Origin of the sequence: Saccharospirillum alexandrii (assembly GCF_043641555.1) — a bacterium.
GTDB classification, from domain to species: domain Bacteria; phylum Pseudomonadota; class Gammaproteobacteria; order Pseudomonadales; family Natronospirillaceae; genus Saccharospirillum; species Saccharospirillum alexandrii_A.
Window position 1 is genome coordinate 237,643 of record NZ_JBHZRJ010000003.1, and the last position, 15,862, is coordinate 253,504.

A 15,862-nucleotide genomic window follows, 5' to 3' on the forward strand; every position below is an offset into this window, starting at 1 on the left:
GCTCATGTGCATCCTGAGCGTCACCGCGGATGAGTGCCGTCAGGGCTCCAGCTCGCCCAGGTCCTGATACTGCTGCTCTATCTGCTCTATGCGTTGGCGGGTGGCTTCCGGAAAATGCTGCATCATCCCATTGGAGGCATGAGCGATCCAGCTGACCGGGGCTGCATAGCTCGCAAAGGGGCCCTGGCTTTCAATCGACAATTGAATGTGGGCGGTTAGCTGTGCCTGGGTCGGGAAATCGGGCTCGGTAATCAGTACCGTTTGGGCACCGCTGCGCAGCAGGGCTTTAAGCAGCTGTTGAAAGCCCCGGTACCGTCGCCGAAAGCCAAACACGACAACCACGTCTTTCGGGTCGAGCTGCACCAGGTGTTCAGACAGGGACTGACCTGGCTGCGGGATCAGGCGGGTGTCTGCGCGTAACTGTGTCCACTGGGTGTGGGCGTGAAGCGCCAGCGGGAAGTTGTTGCGCTGGCCCAGGCAGTACAGCGTTCGTGCGGTAAACAGCAGGTCGATGATGTCGGCACTGTGTTGCAGGCTGGTTTCAGACAACCAGCCCGTGAGGTTGCTGGTTTCCTGCTGTACGTGATGGTAGAGATCATCGGCCTGTGTGATCGGCCGGGCCAATGGGCTGCCCGGGTTCGGTTGCTGGCGCATGGCTTCCCGCGCCTGGTTGAAATCATCGTACCCGAGGCGGCGAAACAACCGGCTGACGGTGGCTTTGCTGACGGCGTGAATCTGACTGAGTTCGGTCAGGGAATAGGTGGCGGCCAGCCTTGCCTGGGCTGCGACAAACTGGGCAACCCGACGCTCGGCAGCGGGCAATTCGTGCCAGTGGTGCTGGATGCGCTCGGCGAGCAATGCAGACTCGGTCACAGGCCTGTTCCGGAATGGTTAAAACACTATTGAAACATGCGTTTCATTCCGGTGCCAGCCTGGGACATGAGTGGCGGTTTCTCGGGGCTTACTGATCGGAGACTTCCATCCGGTTTTTGCCGGTGGTCTTGGCTTTGTACATCGCCAGGTCAGCCGCCTGATATAGGGTGCTGAAGTCGTCACCCTGTTCCGGATAGAGCGCCACCCCCAGCGAACAGCTGCAATGGAGTTGGGTGCCGTCCCAGTCGATGGGTTTTTGCAGTTGCTGATGGACCTTGCTGGCAACCAGTGACGCCTCTTCGGCGTCGTCCAGAGCGGCGAGAATAATGAATTCATCGCCGCCGAGCCGGGCCACTGTATCGCTCTGGCGAACGGTTTGGGTGAGCCGACTGGCTATGGCACGCAGCAGGGCGTCGCCAGCCGGGTGGCCGTGGCGGTCGTTAATGTCTTTGAAGTCATCGAGGTCGATGACAATAACGGCAACACGGCCATTGCTCCGGTTGGCCTGAAAGTTCAGTTGGCGGAAACGGTCTTCCAGCAACAGGCGGTTGGGCAATTGCGTCAGGGAGTCGTGAAAGGCCATGCGCTGAAACTCGTCCCGGTCTTGCTCCAGGCTTTGCTGGCGGTTTTTAAACTCGGTAATGTCCTGCACGGCGCCGACCACATAGGTAACGCCCTGGGTATCTATAGCTGGCTGGGCGGTAATGCGCAGCCAGCGGGGCGGTTCGAACCCATCGAGCGGGATTTCCAGGTCGGAGGCAAGGCCGCCGTCCAGTGTATGCCCGATCTGCTCGAATAATTGCTGTTGCGACTCTTCGCTGAATAATTTCTGAATGTTGGTCAGGCTGGTGTTGAAGGTGCGGGGGATCGCCAGTATCCGGAACGACTCGTCTGTGAGGGTGAACTGATACGTTTGGGCATTGTATTCCCAGCCGCCGACACGCGCCATGCGGTTGGTTTGCTCAAGCATGTTCTGGCTGTGTTCCAGCGCATTCAGCACGCGCTTGTAAGCGCGAATATCGCGGATAATAACCCAACTGCCCGAAATGCTGCCGTCCCGGTCGCGAACAGCTGTCGCTCTGATGGATACGGGAATGATGGTGCCATCCCGGTGCAGCAGCTCTTTTTCGAACACATCGGAATAGCCGCGTTCCTCAACCTGTTGCGCAATCTCTGTGTCGATGTCTTCCCAGCCCGGTGGCGTCATTTCATGGAAAGTCAGTTGGCTCAGCTCACTCTGGGTGTAACCGGTCATGGTCAGGTAGGCGTTATTGGCAAACTGCAGCTGGTGATCGGGTGTCCACAGGCCGATGGCGTCCATGCTGGTGCGAAACAAAGATCTGAAACGACGCTCGCTGTTGGCCAGGCTTTCGATCAGCTGGTTTCGCATGGAGACATCGCGACTGACAGACCAGACGCCGAGTGGTTCGCCCTGATCGTCGCGCACCAGGGCCAGCCGTATAGACATGTCGACCGGGGTGCCATCCGGTCGCAAAAACCGTTTGTCATACACTTCGCTGACGTTGTTGCTCAGCAATTGCTCGCGGATGCGGCTTTCCTCGAGGCTGACAAAATTTTCCGGTGTGAATTCACGATAATTGTGGCCGATAACGTCCATTACACTGCGGTCAAGCATCGACAGAAAGGCGGGGTTGGCCAGCAGAATGGTACCGTCGAGCAGGCTGTAGGCAATGCTGTCCTGACTGCTGTCGAACAGGGTTTGCAGGGGTAAATCCGGATCCCGCGTATCGGTGGCAGGCAGCAGGCTGACCCAGAAGTGCCGGGCTGAAGCGGCTTTGATGGGTTGAAAGGTTGCCTTTACCGGGGTGGTCTTGTCGTTGGGGAGAAACAGCGTGAGCGAGCGCACGGTCCGGTTGCTCATCTGGCTCAGGTGAGCCGGCAGAACATCGGGTAACCAGGATGACAGGGTGGTTTCAGTCAGGCGAGACGAATCAGTCGCCAGCCAGTTGATCATGGCCTGGTTGGACTTGAGAATAAGACCCTGACTGTCACAAAGCCATTGAGCAGTACTGCTTTGCTCAAAAGCCGAGGCCAACAGCGACGCTACCAGATCCTGATCCACAGGATGCCCCCACCGTCATAAACCATGATGTCAGACTGGCACCTTACTAGAGCCGGATGTTGATCGCCAGTGCTTAAGAGGGCTGGGCCGGATTCTGTGGTTGAATTCGACCCTGCCTAACCGGGTGTGCTTAGTTGGTTGCCGGTTGCTCGGCGGTCTCGTCTTTACCTTTCTTGTTTTGCAGGTAAAGCGCGTCAAAGTTGACCGGTGCCAGCATCAGTGCCGGGAAGCTGCCTTTGGTGACGGCAGTATCAACTGCTTCGCGGGCGTACGGGAACAGAACGGATGGGCAGTAGGCGCCAATCATCTGGTCGCGGGTTTCATCCGGAAAACCGGAGACGGTAAATACACCGGCTTGTTGAACTTCAGTCAAAAAGGCAGTTTTCTCGCCAATCTTGGCTTCAACAGTGATGATTAGCACAACTTCGACGACATTTTCGTCCAGTGTGCGCGTGCGGGTGTTCAGGTCCAGTTTGATCTGAGGTTTCCATTCTTCGCGAAAAATGGCGGGCGCATTGGGCGACTCAAACGAAACGTCGCGGGTGTAAATGCGCTGGATGGCAAACTGGGGTTTTTGTTGTTCGGTCATGGGGACTCCAAAAAAATCCGTTTTTCATTAATAGTAGGGGTGAAAATTGGCGCGGGTGGTGGATTGGTAACCTCGCATCACCCGGCCTGGCTGGCCTGTGCTAACCCTAGCTGGCCTCTGCTAACAGTGCATCGAGCCGACCCGCACGTTCCAGGGCATACAACTCATCGCAACCACCGATGTGGTGCTCGCCCACCCAGATCTGTGGCACGGTGCGCTGGCCACTGCGTTGCATCATTTCCTGACGCAGTTCCGGCTGACCATCAACGCTTATCTCGTGATAGGCGCTGCCCTTGTGATCCAGCAATTGCTTGGCGCGCACGCAAAACGGGCACCAGGCGGTGGTATAGAGCGTAACAGGCGAAACACTGGACATGGTCAGAAGACTCCGTATTCAGGACTTAACCAGCGGCATGCTGCTGTTTTGCCATTCCATAATGCCGCCCCGTAATTTATGCAACTGGGTAAAGCCGGCTTTAGCCAACAGGGCACCACTGGCGCCGGATGACGTACCGGTTTTGCATACGACGATGATGGGGGTGTCTTTATAGGCTTCAAGTTCGGAAAGCCGACGCTCCACATCGCGGGCCGGGATGTTAATGGCATTGGGTAGGTGGCCCTTGCGAAAATCGTCTTTCGAGCGCACATCCAGTACTTTCGCATCCTGGGTGTTGATCAGCAGGGTGGCCTGTTGCGGTGAGACCGCCGAACCACCCTTGCTCCCTTCGGTCACAATCAGCAGGACCAGCAGGGCAACCCAGATGGACGCCAGGATCCAGTGATTGATAACGAATTCAAAAATTTGCTCCAACATGATTCGGGCTCTGCAGTTCGATGAAAAAGTGAGCGCGGCAGTATACACCAGCGCCCGGACATGCCTATAGAGGAGGCCGGTTTTTTCATGGCAACGGATTATCAGCCCGATTCACCAAAATATTCGCCAGACGCCTGGTGAGCCAGTACACTTACCGAATTGTAATTTTCCTACATTTTAATCGGGAGGTTGAATCATGGCACCTGCTAAACCGGCAGTCCTGTTGATCCTGGATGGCTTCGGGTACAGCGAAACGTCCGCATCGAATGCGATTGAAAAGGCCAACGCGCCGACCTGGAAGCGGTTGTGGAATGACTACCCCCACAGTCTGATTCATACCTCGGGCATGGATGTTGGCCTGCCCGACGGGCAAATGGGTAACTCCGAAGTAGGCCACATGAACCTGGGCAGCGGGCGCATTGTGTACCAGCAACTGACCCGGGTAACCAAGGCCATTGAAGACGGTGACTTCTTCGAGAATCCGGCTCTGACCAGCGCCGTTGACAGCGCGGTCCAGGAAAGTAAAGCGGTTCACTTACTGGGACTGTTGTCGCCCGGTGGCGTTCATGCCCATGAAGACCATTTTCACGCCATGGTCGACCTTGCCGTCAAGCGCGGTGCCAAGCAGGTGTATGTGCATGCGTTTCTGGATGGTCGGGATACCCCGCCTCGCTCGGCTCTGGCTTCGATTGAAGCGTTGGAAGCCAAGCTGGAAAAACTGGGCGTAGGTGGCATTGTTTCGATGATCGGCCGGTACTACGCGATGGACCGTGATAACCGTTGGGAGCGGGTTCAGGCGGCCTACGACCTGCTGACCCGGGGCAGCGCCGACATTGTCGCTTCCACGCCAATGGATGCGCTGCATGCGGCTTACGAGCAGGATAAGGACGACGAATTTTGTCCCGCCACCTCGATCAGAGCTGATGGCACTTCGCCGGTAACCCTGCAGGATGGCGATGCCGTCATCTTCATGAACTTTCGTCCGGACCGGGCGCGTGAACTGACCCGCGCCTTCACTGACGATAACCTCGACAGCACGCTCGACCGCTCGGTACGCCCGGCACTGGCAACCTTTACCACCCTGACCGAATACGCCGGTGACATCGATGCACCGGTGGCCTACCCACCGGAGAATCTGGTGAATACCCTGGGCGAGGTCATGGAGCAGCAGGGCAAGAACCAGTTGCGCATCGCCGAGACTGAAAAATACGCGCACGTGACCTTTTTCTTCAGCGGCGGTCGTGAAGATGAGTACCGGGGTGAAGATCGGATTCTGGTGCCGTCGCCTAAAGTGGCCACCTACGATTTGCAACCTGAAATGAGTGCACCCGAGGTGACCGACCGGCTGGTAGAAGCGATTGAATCGGGCAAATACGACCTGGTGATCTGTAACTACGCCAATGGCGATATGGTAGGCCATACCGGCAAGATGGAGGCGGCCATTAAGGCGGTCGAGGCGTTGGATGTCGCGCTGGAGCGGGTTACGGCGGCTGCTCTCAAGGTGGGCGGCGAGTGCCTCATTACCGCTGATCACGGTAATGTTGAACTGATGGTCGATCCCCAAACCGGGGGCGCTGTCACAAGTCACACCATTTTCCCGGTTCCCCTGGTGTTTGTCAGTAACCAGACCGACGGGGTGAGCCTGAAAGAAGGGCGCCTGGCCGATATTGCACCAACGCTGCTGACCATGATGCAGCTGGATATTCCGGCGGAAATGACCGGTGCCAGTCTGATTCAGCGCGGTTAAAACCTGACTTTGTTAGCAGCCAGCCGCTACCGGGCCGGCTGCTAACAGGCGTAAAGACAACGAAATGAGTGAGCCGCGCCTGCGGCGCCACTTTAAACGAGCCACCGCATGCGGTAGCCTGCCCCTCAGACACCGCCCCCGGTATGGATGGGGCCCACCCCAACCTGAATGAGTTCGCCGAATCTGTGTTTCAACTGACTGCGTTTCAACGCACCTTGCTCTGGCTTTTACTCTGCAGTCTGGTGGGCTTTTCGGTTGCCGAAGATGATCTCAGCTTGCGCGAGCAGGATTTGGAACAACTGCAATCCCAGATTGGTGATTTGCAGCAGCAGCTAAGTCGAAACCGTGAAGAGGTATCGGAGCAGCGCCAGGCACTGGAGCAAACTGAGCGGCGTCTTGGCGAGCTGAACCGGCAATTGAATGATCTGGCCGGGCGTTTGAGCCAGGCGGTCAGTCGGCGCACCGAGTTGGAGGCCGAGCAGAGCCAGCTGGAACAACAGCTGGATGATCAACGGGACGCCATGGCTGAGATTTTACGTCTCGCCTACAAGCAGAATAACCAGCCGCTGATCAAACTGCTGTTGTCTGGTGAGCGGCCCGAAGATCTGGCCCGGCAGATGCAATATTTTGCGATTCTGAACCGGCAACAGAACGCGCAATTGCAACAGTGGATTGAACAGTCCAATCGATTGAACGTGGTCATTCAGGAACAGACCCGGCTGGCAGAACAGCTACGCCGCGACCGGGATGAATTGGCGCAAGCGCAGGCGGAAGCGGCAACGCAAAAGAACCGGCGGGCGCAAATCCTGGTTAATTTGCAGGCTGAAGCGGAGCAAACTGAGCAGTCGCTGGAGCGCAAGCAGGAAGAGCAAACTCAGCTGACGCAATTAATAGAGCGGATGCAGGCGGAACTGACGGACATGAATCTGGAGTTTCCGGCCGATATCGACATGGGCGATGTCAGAGGCAGTCTGCCCTGGCCGCTGGAGGGCACGCTGCGGGCCCGGTACGACACAGCGCAAGATAACTCGGGTTTGAAATGGCAGGGCTGGTGGCTGGCAGCAGACACCGGTACCGATGTAAATGCGGTGCACCATGGCCGCGTGGTGTTTTCCGACTGGTTGAATGGCTTTGGTCTGCTGGTCATTCTCGACCACGGCGATGGGCTGATGACCTTGTATGGTCGGAACCAGACGTTGCTGCGTACCGTAGGCGAGTGGGTGGAAGCCGGAGACACACTGGCAGAAGCCGGAGCCTCGGGTGGATTTGACGAAAGTGGCCTGTATTTTGAAGTGCGTCGCAATGGCCGACCTGAAAATCCGGCCAATTGGCTGGAAAAACGCTAGACTTACAGCTTGGGTCCCAGGGCATTAATGAGATAGACCAGTGTTCATGACCAGGCAAACCAATAGAGTACAACCCAACACAGATGTGAAAGGAACCGTTATGAAGTTGATCCGCAGTCCCTGGTTGAGCGCGATTACCGCCCTGGTCGTTGGCGTTTCCATCGGTATCGCGAGCAGCGTTCATGCCGAGCGGGTGGAAACACGCCTCCCGGTCGACGACGTTCGAATGTTCTCGCAGGTTCTGGAGCGCATCAAACAGGCTTACGTTGAAGATGTTGAAGACAGCGAACTGATCGAAAACGCCATCGAAGGCATGTTGTCGGGCCTAGACCCGCATTCCGACTACCTGACCCCCGAAGACTTTGAAGACCTGCGCGAAAGCACTCGCGGCGAGTTTGGCGGTCTGGGTATTGAGATCTCGCTCGACGAGACGGGCTTTGTGCGCGTTGTGGCCCCCATCGACGATACGCCGGCCTACCGTGCTGGCATGCAATCCGGCGACCTGATCACCCTGATTGATGACACACCGGTTAAAGGCATGACCATTAGCGATGCCGTTAACCTGATGCGCGGACGCCCGGGCACCGATGTCACCCTCACCGTCGCCCGTGAAGGCGAAAACCAGCCGCTGGAATTCGAAATTACCCGCGACATTATTCAAGTCACCAGCATTCGCAACCGGATGATTGAACCGGGCGTTGGTTATGTCCGGATATCCCAGTTCCAGGAACGTACTGGTCGCGATTTTGTCGAAGCCATGGAGTCCCTGCGTGACGAAAACGAAGGCGCGCTCGACGGTCTGGTACTCGATTTACGCAATAACCCGGGTGGCGTGTTGCAGGCGTCAGTCGATGTCGTCGATGCCCTGATCAGCCAGGGTCTGATTGTCTACACCGAAGGCCGGCTGCCTAATTCGGCCAGCGAGTTTGAAGCCAATTCAGACGACCCGAGCGATGGCGTGAACCTGGTGGTGTTAATTAACGGTGGGTCTGCATCGGCCTCGGAAATTGTAGCCGGTGCCGTACAGGATCATCGCCGCGGCGTGATCATGGGTACCCGCAGCTTTGGCAAAGGGTCGGTTCAAACGATTTTACCGCTGAATGACAACCATGCGATCAAACTGACGACGGCCCGGTATTTCACACCCAATGGCCGCTCCATTCAGGCGCAGGGTATTGAGCCGGATATTATCGTCAACCCCGGTAAGCTGACCCAGGAAAACGGTAATCCCTATTACTCTGAAGCCAATCTTGCCGGTCATTTGCTCGGTGAGAATGAAGAGGCTGGCGACGAAGAGGCCGAAGAATCAACAGAGGCGGATAGTGGGGCAGGCAATGACCTCATTAACGACTACCAGTTGTACCAGGCCGTGACGTTATTGAAAGGCATGCGCGTCCTGAATGCCTCGCGTTAACTCGATGGGGCGCCAGGCTCTGCGTTTGAGTCTGTGCGCCTTGCTCACGCTTGTCACAGGCATCGCTTCCGCCACGGACCGCAGCAAAGTGGCCGTGGTGGTCGATGACCTGGGTAACCAGTGGCAGTCAGGTCTGGCTGCCATTCAGATTCCCTTTATTCAAACCATCGCCATCATGCCGGGGTTGCCCTATACCATTCCCTTGGCAGAGTCGACGGTGGACGCCGGGAAAACGGTGATTGTGCATGCTCCCATGTCCAATGAGAGCAATTTTCCGCTGGGCCCCCTGGGGCTGACCCGGGACGATGGCGACCAGCAATTGCTGGCCAACCTCTCGATGGGCATGGACGCCGTGCCCTTCGCGGAGGGGCTCAGCAACCACATGGGCAGCCGGTTAACGCGGGATGCCGAGGCCATGGGCTGGGTGATGACCGAATTGCTGGCGCGTGACTGGTTCTATTTCGACAGTGTAACGGTGTCCAACACCCAGGGCTGGCGTATGGCCGAGCAGATGGGCGTACCCTGGAACCGGCGCCAGGTATTTCTGGACCACGAACCCACACCTGCATTTATTGAGCAACAGTGGCAACTGGCTCTTGATATGGCGCGTCTGAACGGGTCGGTCACGGTCATTTGTCACCCCTATCCGGAAACGCTGGCCTTTTTTGAAAGTCTAGACCCGGGCGACTATCCGGATATCGACTGGGTATCGATCAAAGACTTACTGCACCAACCCAAGCGTCACCGACCAGAATGGCGTCCGCACAGCATTCCGAAAGGCGCCTATTCAAGGCGCCACGCCGGATAACACCCGACGAACAGTGTGCTGTTCATGACGGATTCAGCTAACTGTGCGAAACTATTACATACGCTTTACACGGTTAGCACTCAACGCTAGCGATTGTAGAAACCTTGGTTTGACCAGGATTACCATCCTGTTGGTCGGCTCTCTGCTTAGGAAACAGATATGAAATATTGGGGTGTATTGGTTCTTGTTGCGGTGACGGTCTTATCCGGATGTGCCACGCTCAGTGAAGACGAATGTTTGACCGCTGACTGGTATTCCATCGGTTATGAAGACGGGGCGAACGGGCAACCTGAGACACGCATAGGGGCACACCGTGAAGCATGTGCCAAGCATGGTATAACGCCAGACCTGCGCGATTATCAGGATGGTCACGACGAAGGCCTCTTGGTTTTCTGCACACCCAGAAACGGGTTTAACCGCGCGCGCAGTGGCTACCAGTACAACGGCATCTGCCCGCCGTCACTGGAGCCTGAGTTTCTGGATGGCTACGAAGCCGGCCGGCAGATTTATCAGGTTGCCAGCGAAGTCAGCAATCTGGAGGGTAAGCAACGCAGCAATGAGGCAGAGCAGGCTCGCATAGAGCAACAGCTGCTGGAAAAAGAAGCTGCGCTGTTTGGATCGGGCACGCCAGAAGAGCAACGTCGGGTCATTTACGAAGAAATCGCCTTGTTGAAAGAACGTCAGGGTACGCTTGAGCAGCAGCGTGACGATGTTATCCGGGACTTGGCCGGCGCCGAAGCGCGCTTGCGAGAGTTGCGGGATCGCTACAGCTATTACTGACCGATAAGGTGAAGGCATGGCCGGGTTTGACAGTCACTGTCATTTGGATTTTCTGGATGACCCCGGCCACTGCATGGCCAGTGCGCAATCGGCGGGCCTGGACCACTGGTTAGTGCCGGGTACCGGCCCCGACCAGTGGCAACAGGCTCACCGGCAATTTAGCGAAGACCCCCGGGTGTCACTGGCAGCCGGGCATCACCCCTGGTTTTTACCGGAAAAACCTGCCGACACCCGCACCCTGGTATCCTGGCTGGATCGGCATAGCGACTGTGTTGCCATTGGAGAAATCGGCCTCGATTTTTTTAAGCACCATCCTGAATCACCCTCTGCACAACATCAGTTCGACTGGTTTCTGGCCCAGTTGGCCATCGCCCGTGACCGAAACCTGCCGGTGATCATCCATTCTGTTAAAGCCCATGACCGGATACTGCAAGGTTTGAAACGCTTCCCGTCGGTAGTTGGCGTGGTGCACGGCTTTGTCGGGCCTTACGTTCAGGCTATGGCCTATGTGGACCGGGGGTTTTATCTGGGTGCGGGCAGTGTGATTTTTCAGTCGGCCAAAACATTGGACGCTTTGGCTCGTATACCCGCCGAGCGGGTTTTGGTGGAAACCGACGCCCCGGATCAGCGTATAGCGGTGCAGCACCTGTCCGGCAGCCATTCGTTTCAACCAGAGGGGTTGGATAACCCGTTGCTGGACTGGCCTTCGACGGTCAGTCGACTGGCTGAAGCTCGTGGGTTGAAGCCCGAGGTGTTTCAGGAGCAAGTCAGCCAGAATGCGACAGTGCTCTTTGGCGGCTGATGCTGAAGCCGGGTCTTCAGTTTTCTTAATCAACTAGCTCGAATTCTTTAGATATACCTGAACCGGGGGCTGACCTACAGTAGCGTCATCTCGTGGCCAGTGGCCACAGGACACTCACATAGACCCAATCAGGAGCAACACTATGAATGCATTATCTCCACTGGCCATGCTCGGCGGCCGCGTCCTTATCTCGTTCATGTTCATCATGAGTGGTTTTCAGAAACTCGGCGGAATCGAAGGTACTCAAGGTTACATGGAGATGATGGGCGTGCCCGGCATTCTCATCTACCCGACCATTCTGGTTGAAATACTGGGCGGTCTGGCCGTACTGGTTGGCTTTCAGGCACGCATCGGTGCCTTGTTACTGGCCGGCTTCTGTGTGGTCTCCGGTGTGATCTTCCATTTTGATCCGTCTGATCAGATGCAGATGATCTCTCTGTTCAAGAACTTTGCCATCGCTGGCGGCTTCCTGTTCATCGTCGCCATGGGCCCGGGCAAACTGAGCATTGAAGGCCGTAAAGGCTGAGTAACATCCGGTTATACGAAAAGGGCGCTTCGGCGCCTTTTTTAATGTACGGCTGTTTCCACCTTGTTCTGAACGGGTTACACAAATGCTGCCGGCTCCCCCTGCCTATTGACGCATGAAAACTGTACAATGCTCGCCCATTTCGCGCAGGCCTGTTGCCATGCGCCACTGTCGATAGGTTTTCGCTTTGATCTCTACCGCTAACATCACCATGCAGTTCGGGGCCAAACCCCTGTTCGAAAATGTCTCTGTCAAATTCGGCAACGGCAACCGCTACGGCCTGATTGGTGCCAATGGCTGCGGTAAGTCGACGTTCATGAAAATTCTGGGCGGCGATTTGGAGCCAACCAACGGACAGGTGATGCTCGCACCCAATACCCGCTTGGGTAAGTTGCGGCAGGATCAATTCGCCTTTGAAGATCAGACCGTCATCGACACCGTCATCATGGGGCACACCGAACTGTCTCGCGTGAAAGCCGAGCGTGAGCGCATTTACTCATTGCCGGAAATGAGCGAAGACGATGGCATGGCCGTGGCCGAGCTTGAAGTCGCTTTCGCTGAAATGGATGGTTACACCGCCGATTCCCGTGCCGGGGAACTGTTGCTCGGGTTGGATATACCGCTGGAGCAGCACAACGGCCCGATGAGTGCCCTGGCACCCGGTTGGAAATTGCGTGTCTTACTGGCGCAGGCACTGTTTTCCGACCCTGACGTCCTGCTGCTCGATGAGCCGACCAACCACCTGGACATCAACACCATTCGCTGGCTGGAAAGCATTCTGGTGGCGCGTAACAGCACCATGATCATCATCTCGCACGACCGTCACTTCCTGAACAGTGTGTGCACGCACATGGCCGATCTGGATTACGGTGAGCTGCGCCTGTTCCCGGGCAATTACGATGAATACATGACCGCCGCCACTCAATCTCGTGAGCAGTTGCTGTCAGACAACGCGAAGAAGAAAGCGCAAATTGCTGAACTGCAAACCTTCGTCAGCCGTTTCTCAGCCAACGCTTCCAAGGCCAAGCAGGCGACCTCGCGCGCCAAACAGATCGATAAGATCCAGCTGGCTGAAGTGAAGCCTTCAAGCCGAGTCAGCCCGTTCATTCGCTTTGATCAGGAAAAGAAACTGCATCGCCAGGCCGTTACCCTGACCGACCTGACCTTCGGTTATGAAGCCGACGCTCCGTTGTTCAAGAAGCTGAGCGTTAAAGTCGAAGCCGGTGAACGCATTGCCATCATCGGCCCGAACGGCATCGGCAAAACAACACTGCTTAACGTGATGGCAGGCAAGCTGACACCCCAGGCCGGTGAGGTTAAATGGACCGACAGTGCCGACGTGGGCTACTTTGCCCAGGACCACACCGAAGATTTTGCCCGCGACGCGACCTTGTTTGAATGGATGTCGCAGTGGACTAACCAGGGTGAACAGGCCGTACGCGGTGCGCTGGGTCGTATGTTGTTCTCAGGCGATGAGATCGGCAAGTCAGTCAAGGTTGTATCTGGTGGTGAGCAGGGCCGTATGCTGTTCGGCAAGCTGACACTGACCAAGCCGAATGTGATGCTGATGGATGAGCCGACCAACCACCTCGATATGGAATCCATCGAGGCATTGAACCTGGCACTCGAAAATTACCCGGGCACACTGGTCTTCGTCAGCCACGACCGTGAATTTGTGTCGTCACTGGCGACGCGCATTCTGGATATGCAGCCGTCTGGCATTACCGACTTTACCGGTAATTATGAAGAGTACCTGCGCAGTATGGGTGTGCAGTAAACCGAAGTGTCCCCTCTCCCAGGCCCTTTTTGTTGGCCGGGAGAGGGCGGCAGTGCCGTTACAGCTGTGGTTTGCTGACCAATGGCAACCACACAGATATTAACGCCGCCAAAGCAACAAACCCCGCAGATACCCACAGACACATCTCCAGCCCATAAGCCTGATACAGCCACCCCGACAGAACCGTACCCAACAAGCGACCGGCCGCGTTGGCCATGTAATAAAAACCCACATCCAATGACACGCCGTCGGCATCGGCGAAGCTGACAATCAGGTAGCTGTGCAACGAAGAGTTCACGGCGAACAGCACGCCGAACACCAGCAAACCGCCAATCAGAACGGTCGTTACGTTGTCCATCGTCATCAGCCCAATGGCAATGCCCGCGGGAATAATTGCCAGGAACAAAGCCCAGGCAATGACTGAATTGCGCCCCGGCACTCGCCCCGAACGCTTACCGGTAATACGCGGTGCCTGAGACTGAACCACGCCGTAGCCGATGACCCATAAGGCCATAAAGCTACCAACCTGCAAGTGGGGCCAGCCAAGAACCTGGCTTAGAAAAACCGGCAGTGCCACCACAAACCAGACATCGCGCGCACCGAACAAAAACAGGCGGGCGGCGGACAGCACATTGATTGACGGGCTTTTTGAAAATAGGCGGCTGAACTTGGGTTTGTTCTTTGCCTTGCCCAGATCCTGGGTGAGCAGACGCAAGCTCAGTGCAAACACCAGCGCCAGCGCGATGGCCATGGCCCCGGCCGCGCCGCGAAAGCCCAGCCAGGCGAGCAAGGCACCACCCATAAAAAAGCCAACGCCTTTCAACGCGTTCTTTGAGCCTGTGAGCAGTGCTACCCAGTGATACAACTGACTTTGCTGATCATTCGGGACCAGGAGTTTTATCGAGCTCTTGGCGCTCATCTTGTTCAGGTCTTTGGCGATGCCAGACAGTGCCTGAGCCGCCATCACCCACGGTACGGTTAACCAGGCGGCTGGTACCAGCAGCATCGTTAACGCAATGATCTGTAAGCCGAGCCCCAGGTTCATGGTGGTATTCAACCCAAGCCGGGCACCGAACCAGCCGCCGACCAGATTGGTGACAATGCCGAAAAACTCGTAAAACAAAAACAGCAGCGCGATCTGCAGAGGTGAATAACCCAGGCTGTGAAAGTGCAGCACCACCAGCATGCGCAGAGCGCCGTCGGTTAGAGTGAACGCCCAGTAATTGCCGGTGACGACCAGGTACTGGCGCACTCCGGCCGACAGATCGCGCAGCCGTATCATTGATCGCTCAATCCAACCTTGCGGGCCAGTTCAACCGTGCGGTTGGCGTAGCCCCACTCGTTGTCGTACCAGGCATAGAGTTTTACCTGGGTGTCGTTGACGACCAGGGTCGACAGCGCATCGATGATGCTGGAGCGCGGATCAGTCTTGTAGTCGACCGAGACGAGCGGTCGCTCTTCGTAACCCAGAATGTCTTTAAGTTCGCCTGCGGCGGCCGCTTTAAGCAATTCGTTGACTGCTTCGGCCGTGGTCGCACGTTCAACTTCAAACACACAGTCAGTCAGTGAAGCGTTTGCCAGCGGCACACGGACAGCGTGACCGTTTAACCGGCCCTTGAGCTCGGGGAAAATCTCGATGATGGCGGTGGCTGAACCGGTCGTGGTCGGAATCAGGCTGCTGCCGCACGCCCGTGCCCGGCGCAGATCTTTGTGCGGGGTGTCGAGAATGCTCTGGGTATTGGTCAGGTCGTGAATGGTGGTGATTGAGCCGTGCTTTATGCCCAGGTTTTCGTGAATTACCTTTACTACTGGCGCCAGGCAGTTAGTGGTGCAGGAGGCGGCGGTCACGATACGGTGCCGGGCCGGGTCGTACCGATCATCGTTGACGCCCATGACGACGTTTAATACATCGGGGTGTTTAACCGGTGCGGTGACGACAACGCGCTTAACGCCTTGTTCCAGATAGCCATTCAACAATACCGTGTCGCGCATTTTGCCGGAAGCTTCGATGACCACATCACAACCCGACCAGTCGGTATCGGTGATGGTTTTGGACTGGCTCACTTCAATACGCTGATCACCAATATGAATAAGTTTGCCATCGGAAGTGGCGGTGTGTTGCCAGATTCCATGAACCGAATCGAAATTCAACAGGTGCGCATGGGTAGCGGCGTCACCTGCCGGATCGTTGATTTTCACAAAGGTCACTTCGGGCCAGTCGAACGCTGCCCGCAATGCCAGGCGGCCAATACGGCCGAACCCATTGATACCGATTTTAAGTGTCATGCCGTGTCTCCAGGATA

General features: G+C 56.6%; 15 protein-coding genes. 8 read left to right on the top strand and 7 right to left on the bottom strand.

Going from position 1 to position 15,862, the window contains the following annotated elements; genetic code table 11:
- Positions 1 to 39: 39 nt before the first annotated feature.
- The 5 genes from ACHUE7_RS11395 to ACHUE7_RS11415 all read right to left on the bottom strand — a co-directional run bounded on the left by ACHUE7_RS11395 (position 40) and on the right by ACHUE7_RS11415 (position 4,359).
- A complete protein-coding gene (locus ACHUE7_RS11395) occupies positions 40 to 873 on the bottom strand; it encodes a MurR/RpiR family transcriptional regulator (RefSeq protein WP_394170071.1) in 834 nt (277 codons plus the stop codon).
- 88 nt (positions 874 to 961) lie between these two features.
- Complete coding sequence (locus ACHUE7_RS11400; protein ID WP_394170072.1) at positions 962 to 2,956, bottom strand: diguanylate cyclase domain-containing protein; 1,995 nt, start codon at positions 2,954 to 2,956, stop codon at positions 962 to 964.
- A 130-nt stretch (positions 2,957 to 3,086) separates the two neighbouring features.
- Positions 3,087 to 3,545: a protein-export chaperone SecB gene (gene secB, locus ACHUE7_RS11405; protein ID WP_213677154.1), complete on the bottom strand. Its 459-nt coding sequence runs from the start codon at positions 3,543 to 3,545 to the stop codon at positions 3,087 to 3,089.
- A gap of 106 nt (positions 3,546 to 3,651) precedes the next feature.
- The gene (gene grxC / locus ACHUE7_RS11410) at positions 3,652 to 3,921 is read right to left on the bottom strand and encodes a glutaredoxin 3 (RefSeq protein WP_394170073.1); all 270 of its coding nucleotides are present in this window, start codon (positions 3,919 to 3,921) and stop codon (positions 3,652 to 3,654) included.
- 18 nt (positions 3,922 to 3,939) lie between these two features.
- Positions 3,940 to 4,359 carry a rhodanese-like domain-containing protein gene (locus ACHUE7_RS11415; RefSeq protein ID WP_127556120.1) on the bottom strand — a complete coding sequence of 140 codons (420 nt, stop codon included), beginning with the start codon at positions 4,357 to 4,359 and terminating at the stop codon, positions 3,940 to 3,942.
- A 196-nt stretch (positions 4,360 to 4,555) separates the two neighbouring features.
- On the opposite strand from ACHUE7_RS11415, the gene gpmI reads away from it, so the two are divergent.
- The 8 genes from gpmI (at position 4,556) to ACHUE7_RS11455 (ending at position 13,559) form a co-directional block, all read left to right on the top strand.
- On the top strand, positions 4,556 to 6,106 hold the full coding sequence (gpmI, locus tag ACHUE7_RS11420) for a 2,3-bisphosphoglycerate-independent phosphoglycerate mutase (RefSeq protein WP_394170074.1): 1,551 nt from the start codon (positions 4,556 to 4,558) through the stop codon (positions 6,104 to 6,106).
- Between the two features lie 68 nt (positions 6,107 to 6,174).
- Positions 6,175 to 7,452, top strand: a complete 1,278-nt coding sequence (locus tag ACHUE7_RS11425) for a murein hydrolase activator EnvC family protein (RefSeq protein ID WP_394170075.1) — start codon at positions 6,175 to 6,177, stop codon at positions 7,450 to 7,452.
- 100 nt (positions 7,453 to 7,552) lie between these two features.
- On the top strand, positions 7,553 to 8,866 hold the full coding sequence (locus ACHUE7_RS11430; protein ID WP_394170076.1) for a S41 family peptidase: 1,314 nt from the start codon (positions 7,553 to 7,555) through the stop codon (positions 8,864 to 8,866).
- Positions 8,853 to 9,674 (top strand): divergent polysaccharide deacetylase family protein, encoded by an 822-nt coding sequence (locus ACHUE7_RS11435; RefSeq protein ID WP_394170077.1) that lies wholly within the window; start codon positions 8,853 to 8,855, stop codon positions 9,672 to 9,674. The genes ACHUE7_RS11430 and ACHUE7_RS11435 overlap by 14 nt, the downstream gene beginning before the upstream one ends.
- Positions 9,675 to 9,833: 159 nt before the next feature.
- Positions 9,834 to 10,454 (top strand): DUF2799 domain-containing protein, encoded by a 621-nt coding sequence (locus tag ACHUE7_RS11440; protein WP_394170078.1) that lies wholly within the window; start codon positions 9,834 to 9,836, stop codon positions 10,452 to 10,454.
- A gap of 16 nt (positions 10,455 to 10,470) precedes the next feature.
- The gene (locus tag ACHUE7_RS11445; protein ID WP_394170079.1) at positions 10,471 to 11,256 is read left to right on the top strand and encodes a TatD family hydrolase; all 786 of its coding nucleotides are present in this window, start codon (positions 10,471 to 10,473) and stop codon (positions 11,254 to 11,256) included.
- 142 nt (positions 11,257 to 11,398) lie between these two features.
- Positions 11,399 to 11,782 (top strand): DoxX family protein, encoded by a 384-nt coding sequence (locus ACHUE7_RS11450; RefSeq protein ID WP_394170080.1) that lies wholly within the window; start codon positions 11,399 to 11,401, stop codon positions 11,780 to 11,782.
- A gap of 187 nt (positions 11,783 to 11,969) precedes the next feature.
- Positions 11,970 to 13,559, top strand: coding sequence for an ABC-F family ATPase (locus ACHUE7_RS11455; RefSeq protein ID WP_348477533.1), 1,590 nt, complete (start codon positions 11,970 to 11,972; stop codon positions 13,557 to 13,559).
- Between the two features lie 58 nt (positions 13,560 to 13,617).
- On the opposite strand, the gene arsJ is transcribed toward ACHUE7_RS11455, so the two are convergent.
- Complete coding sequence (gene arsJ, locus ACHUE7_RS11460; protein WP_394170081.1) at positions 13,618 to 14,841, bottom strand: organoarsenical effux MFS transporter ArsJ; 1,224 nt, start codon at positions 14,839 to 14,841, stop codon at positions 13,618 to 13,620.
- Positions 14,838 to 15,845, bottom strand: a complete 1,008-nt coding sequence (locus ACHUE7_RS11465; protein WP_394170082.1) for an ArsJ-associated glyceraldehyde-3-phosphate dehydrogenase — start codon at positions 15,843 to 15,845, stop codon at positions 14,838 to 14,840. The genes arsJ and ACHUE7_RS11465 overlap by 4 nt, the downstream gene beginning before the upstream one ends.
- Positions 15,846 to 15,862 lie beyond the last annotated feature (17 nt).

What these genes read in the sequence shown, in the direction of transcription:
- ACHUE7_RS11465 (WP_394170082.1), bottom strand. Translation starts at nt 15,845, where the DNA reads ATGACACTTAAAATCGGTATCAATGGGTTCGGCCGTATTGGCCGCCTG.
- secB (WP_213677154.1), bottom strand. Translation starts at nt 3,545, where the DNA reads ATGACCGAACAACAAAAACCCCAGTTTGCCATCCAGCGCATTTACACC.
- ACHUE7_RS11430 (WP_394170076.1), top strand. Translation starts at nt 7,553, where the DNA reads ATGAAGTTGATCCGCAGTCCCTGGTTGAGCGCGATTACCGCCCTGGTC.
- grxC (WP_394170073.1), bottom strand. Translation starts at nt 3,921, where the DNA reads ATGTCCAGTGTTTCGCCTGTTACGCTCTATACCACCGCCTGGTGCCCG.
- gpmI (WP_394170074.1), top strand. Translation starts at nt 4,556, where the DNA reads ATGGCACCTGCTAAACCGGCAGTCCTGTTGATCCTGGATGGCTTCGGG.
- ACHUE7_RS11435 (WP_394170077.1), top strand. Translation starts at nt 8,853, where the DNA reads ATGCCTCGCGTTAACTCGATGGGGCGCCAGGCTCTGCGTTTGAGTCTG.
- ACHUE7_RS11415 (WP_127556120.1), bottom strand. Translation starts at nt 4,359, where the DNA reads ATGTTGGAGCAAATTTTTGAATTCGTTATCAATCACTGGATCCTGGCG.
- ACHUE7_RS11450 (WP_394170080.1), top strand. Translation starts at nt 11,399, where the DNA reads ATGAATGCATTATCTCCACTGGCCATGCTCGGCGGCCGCGTCCTTATC.
- ACHUE7_RS11440 (WP_394170078.1), top strand. Translation starts at nt 9,834, where the DNA reads ATGAAATATTGGGGTGTATTGGTTCTTGTTGCGGTGACGGTCTTATCC.
- arsJ (WP_394170081.1), bottom strand. Translation starts at nt 14,841, where the DNA reads ATGATACGGCTGCGCGATCTGTCGGCCGGAGTGCGCCAGTACCTGGTC.
- ACHUE7_RS11445 (WP_394170079.1), top strand. Translation starts at nt 10,471, where the DNA reads ATGGCCGGGTTTGACAGTCACTGTCATTTGGATTTTCTGGATGACCCC.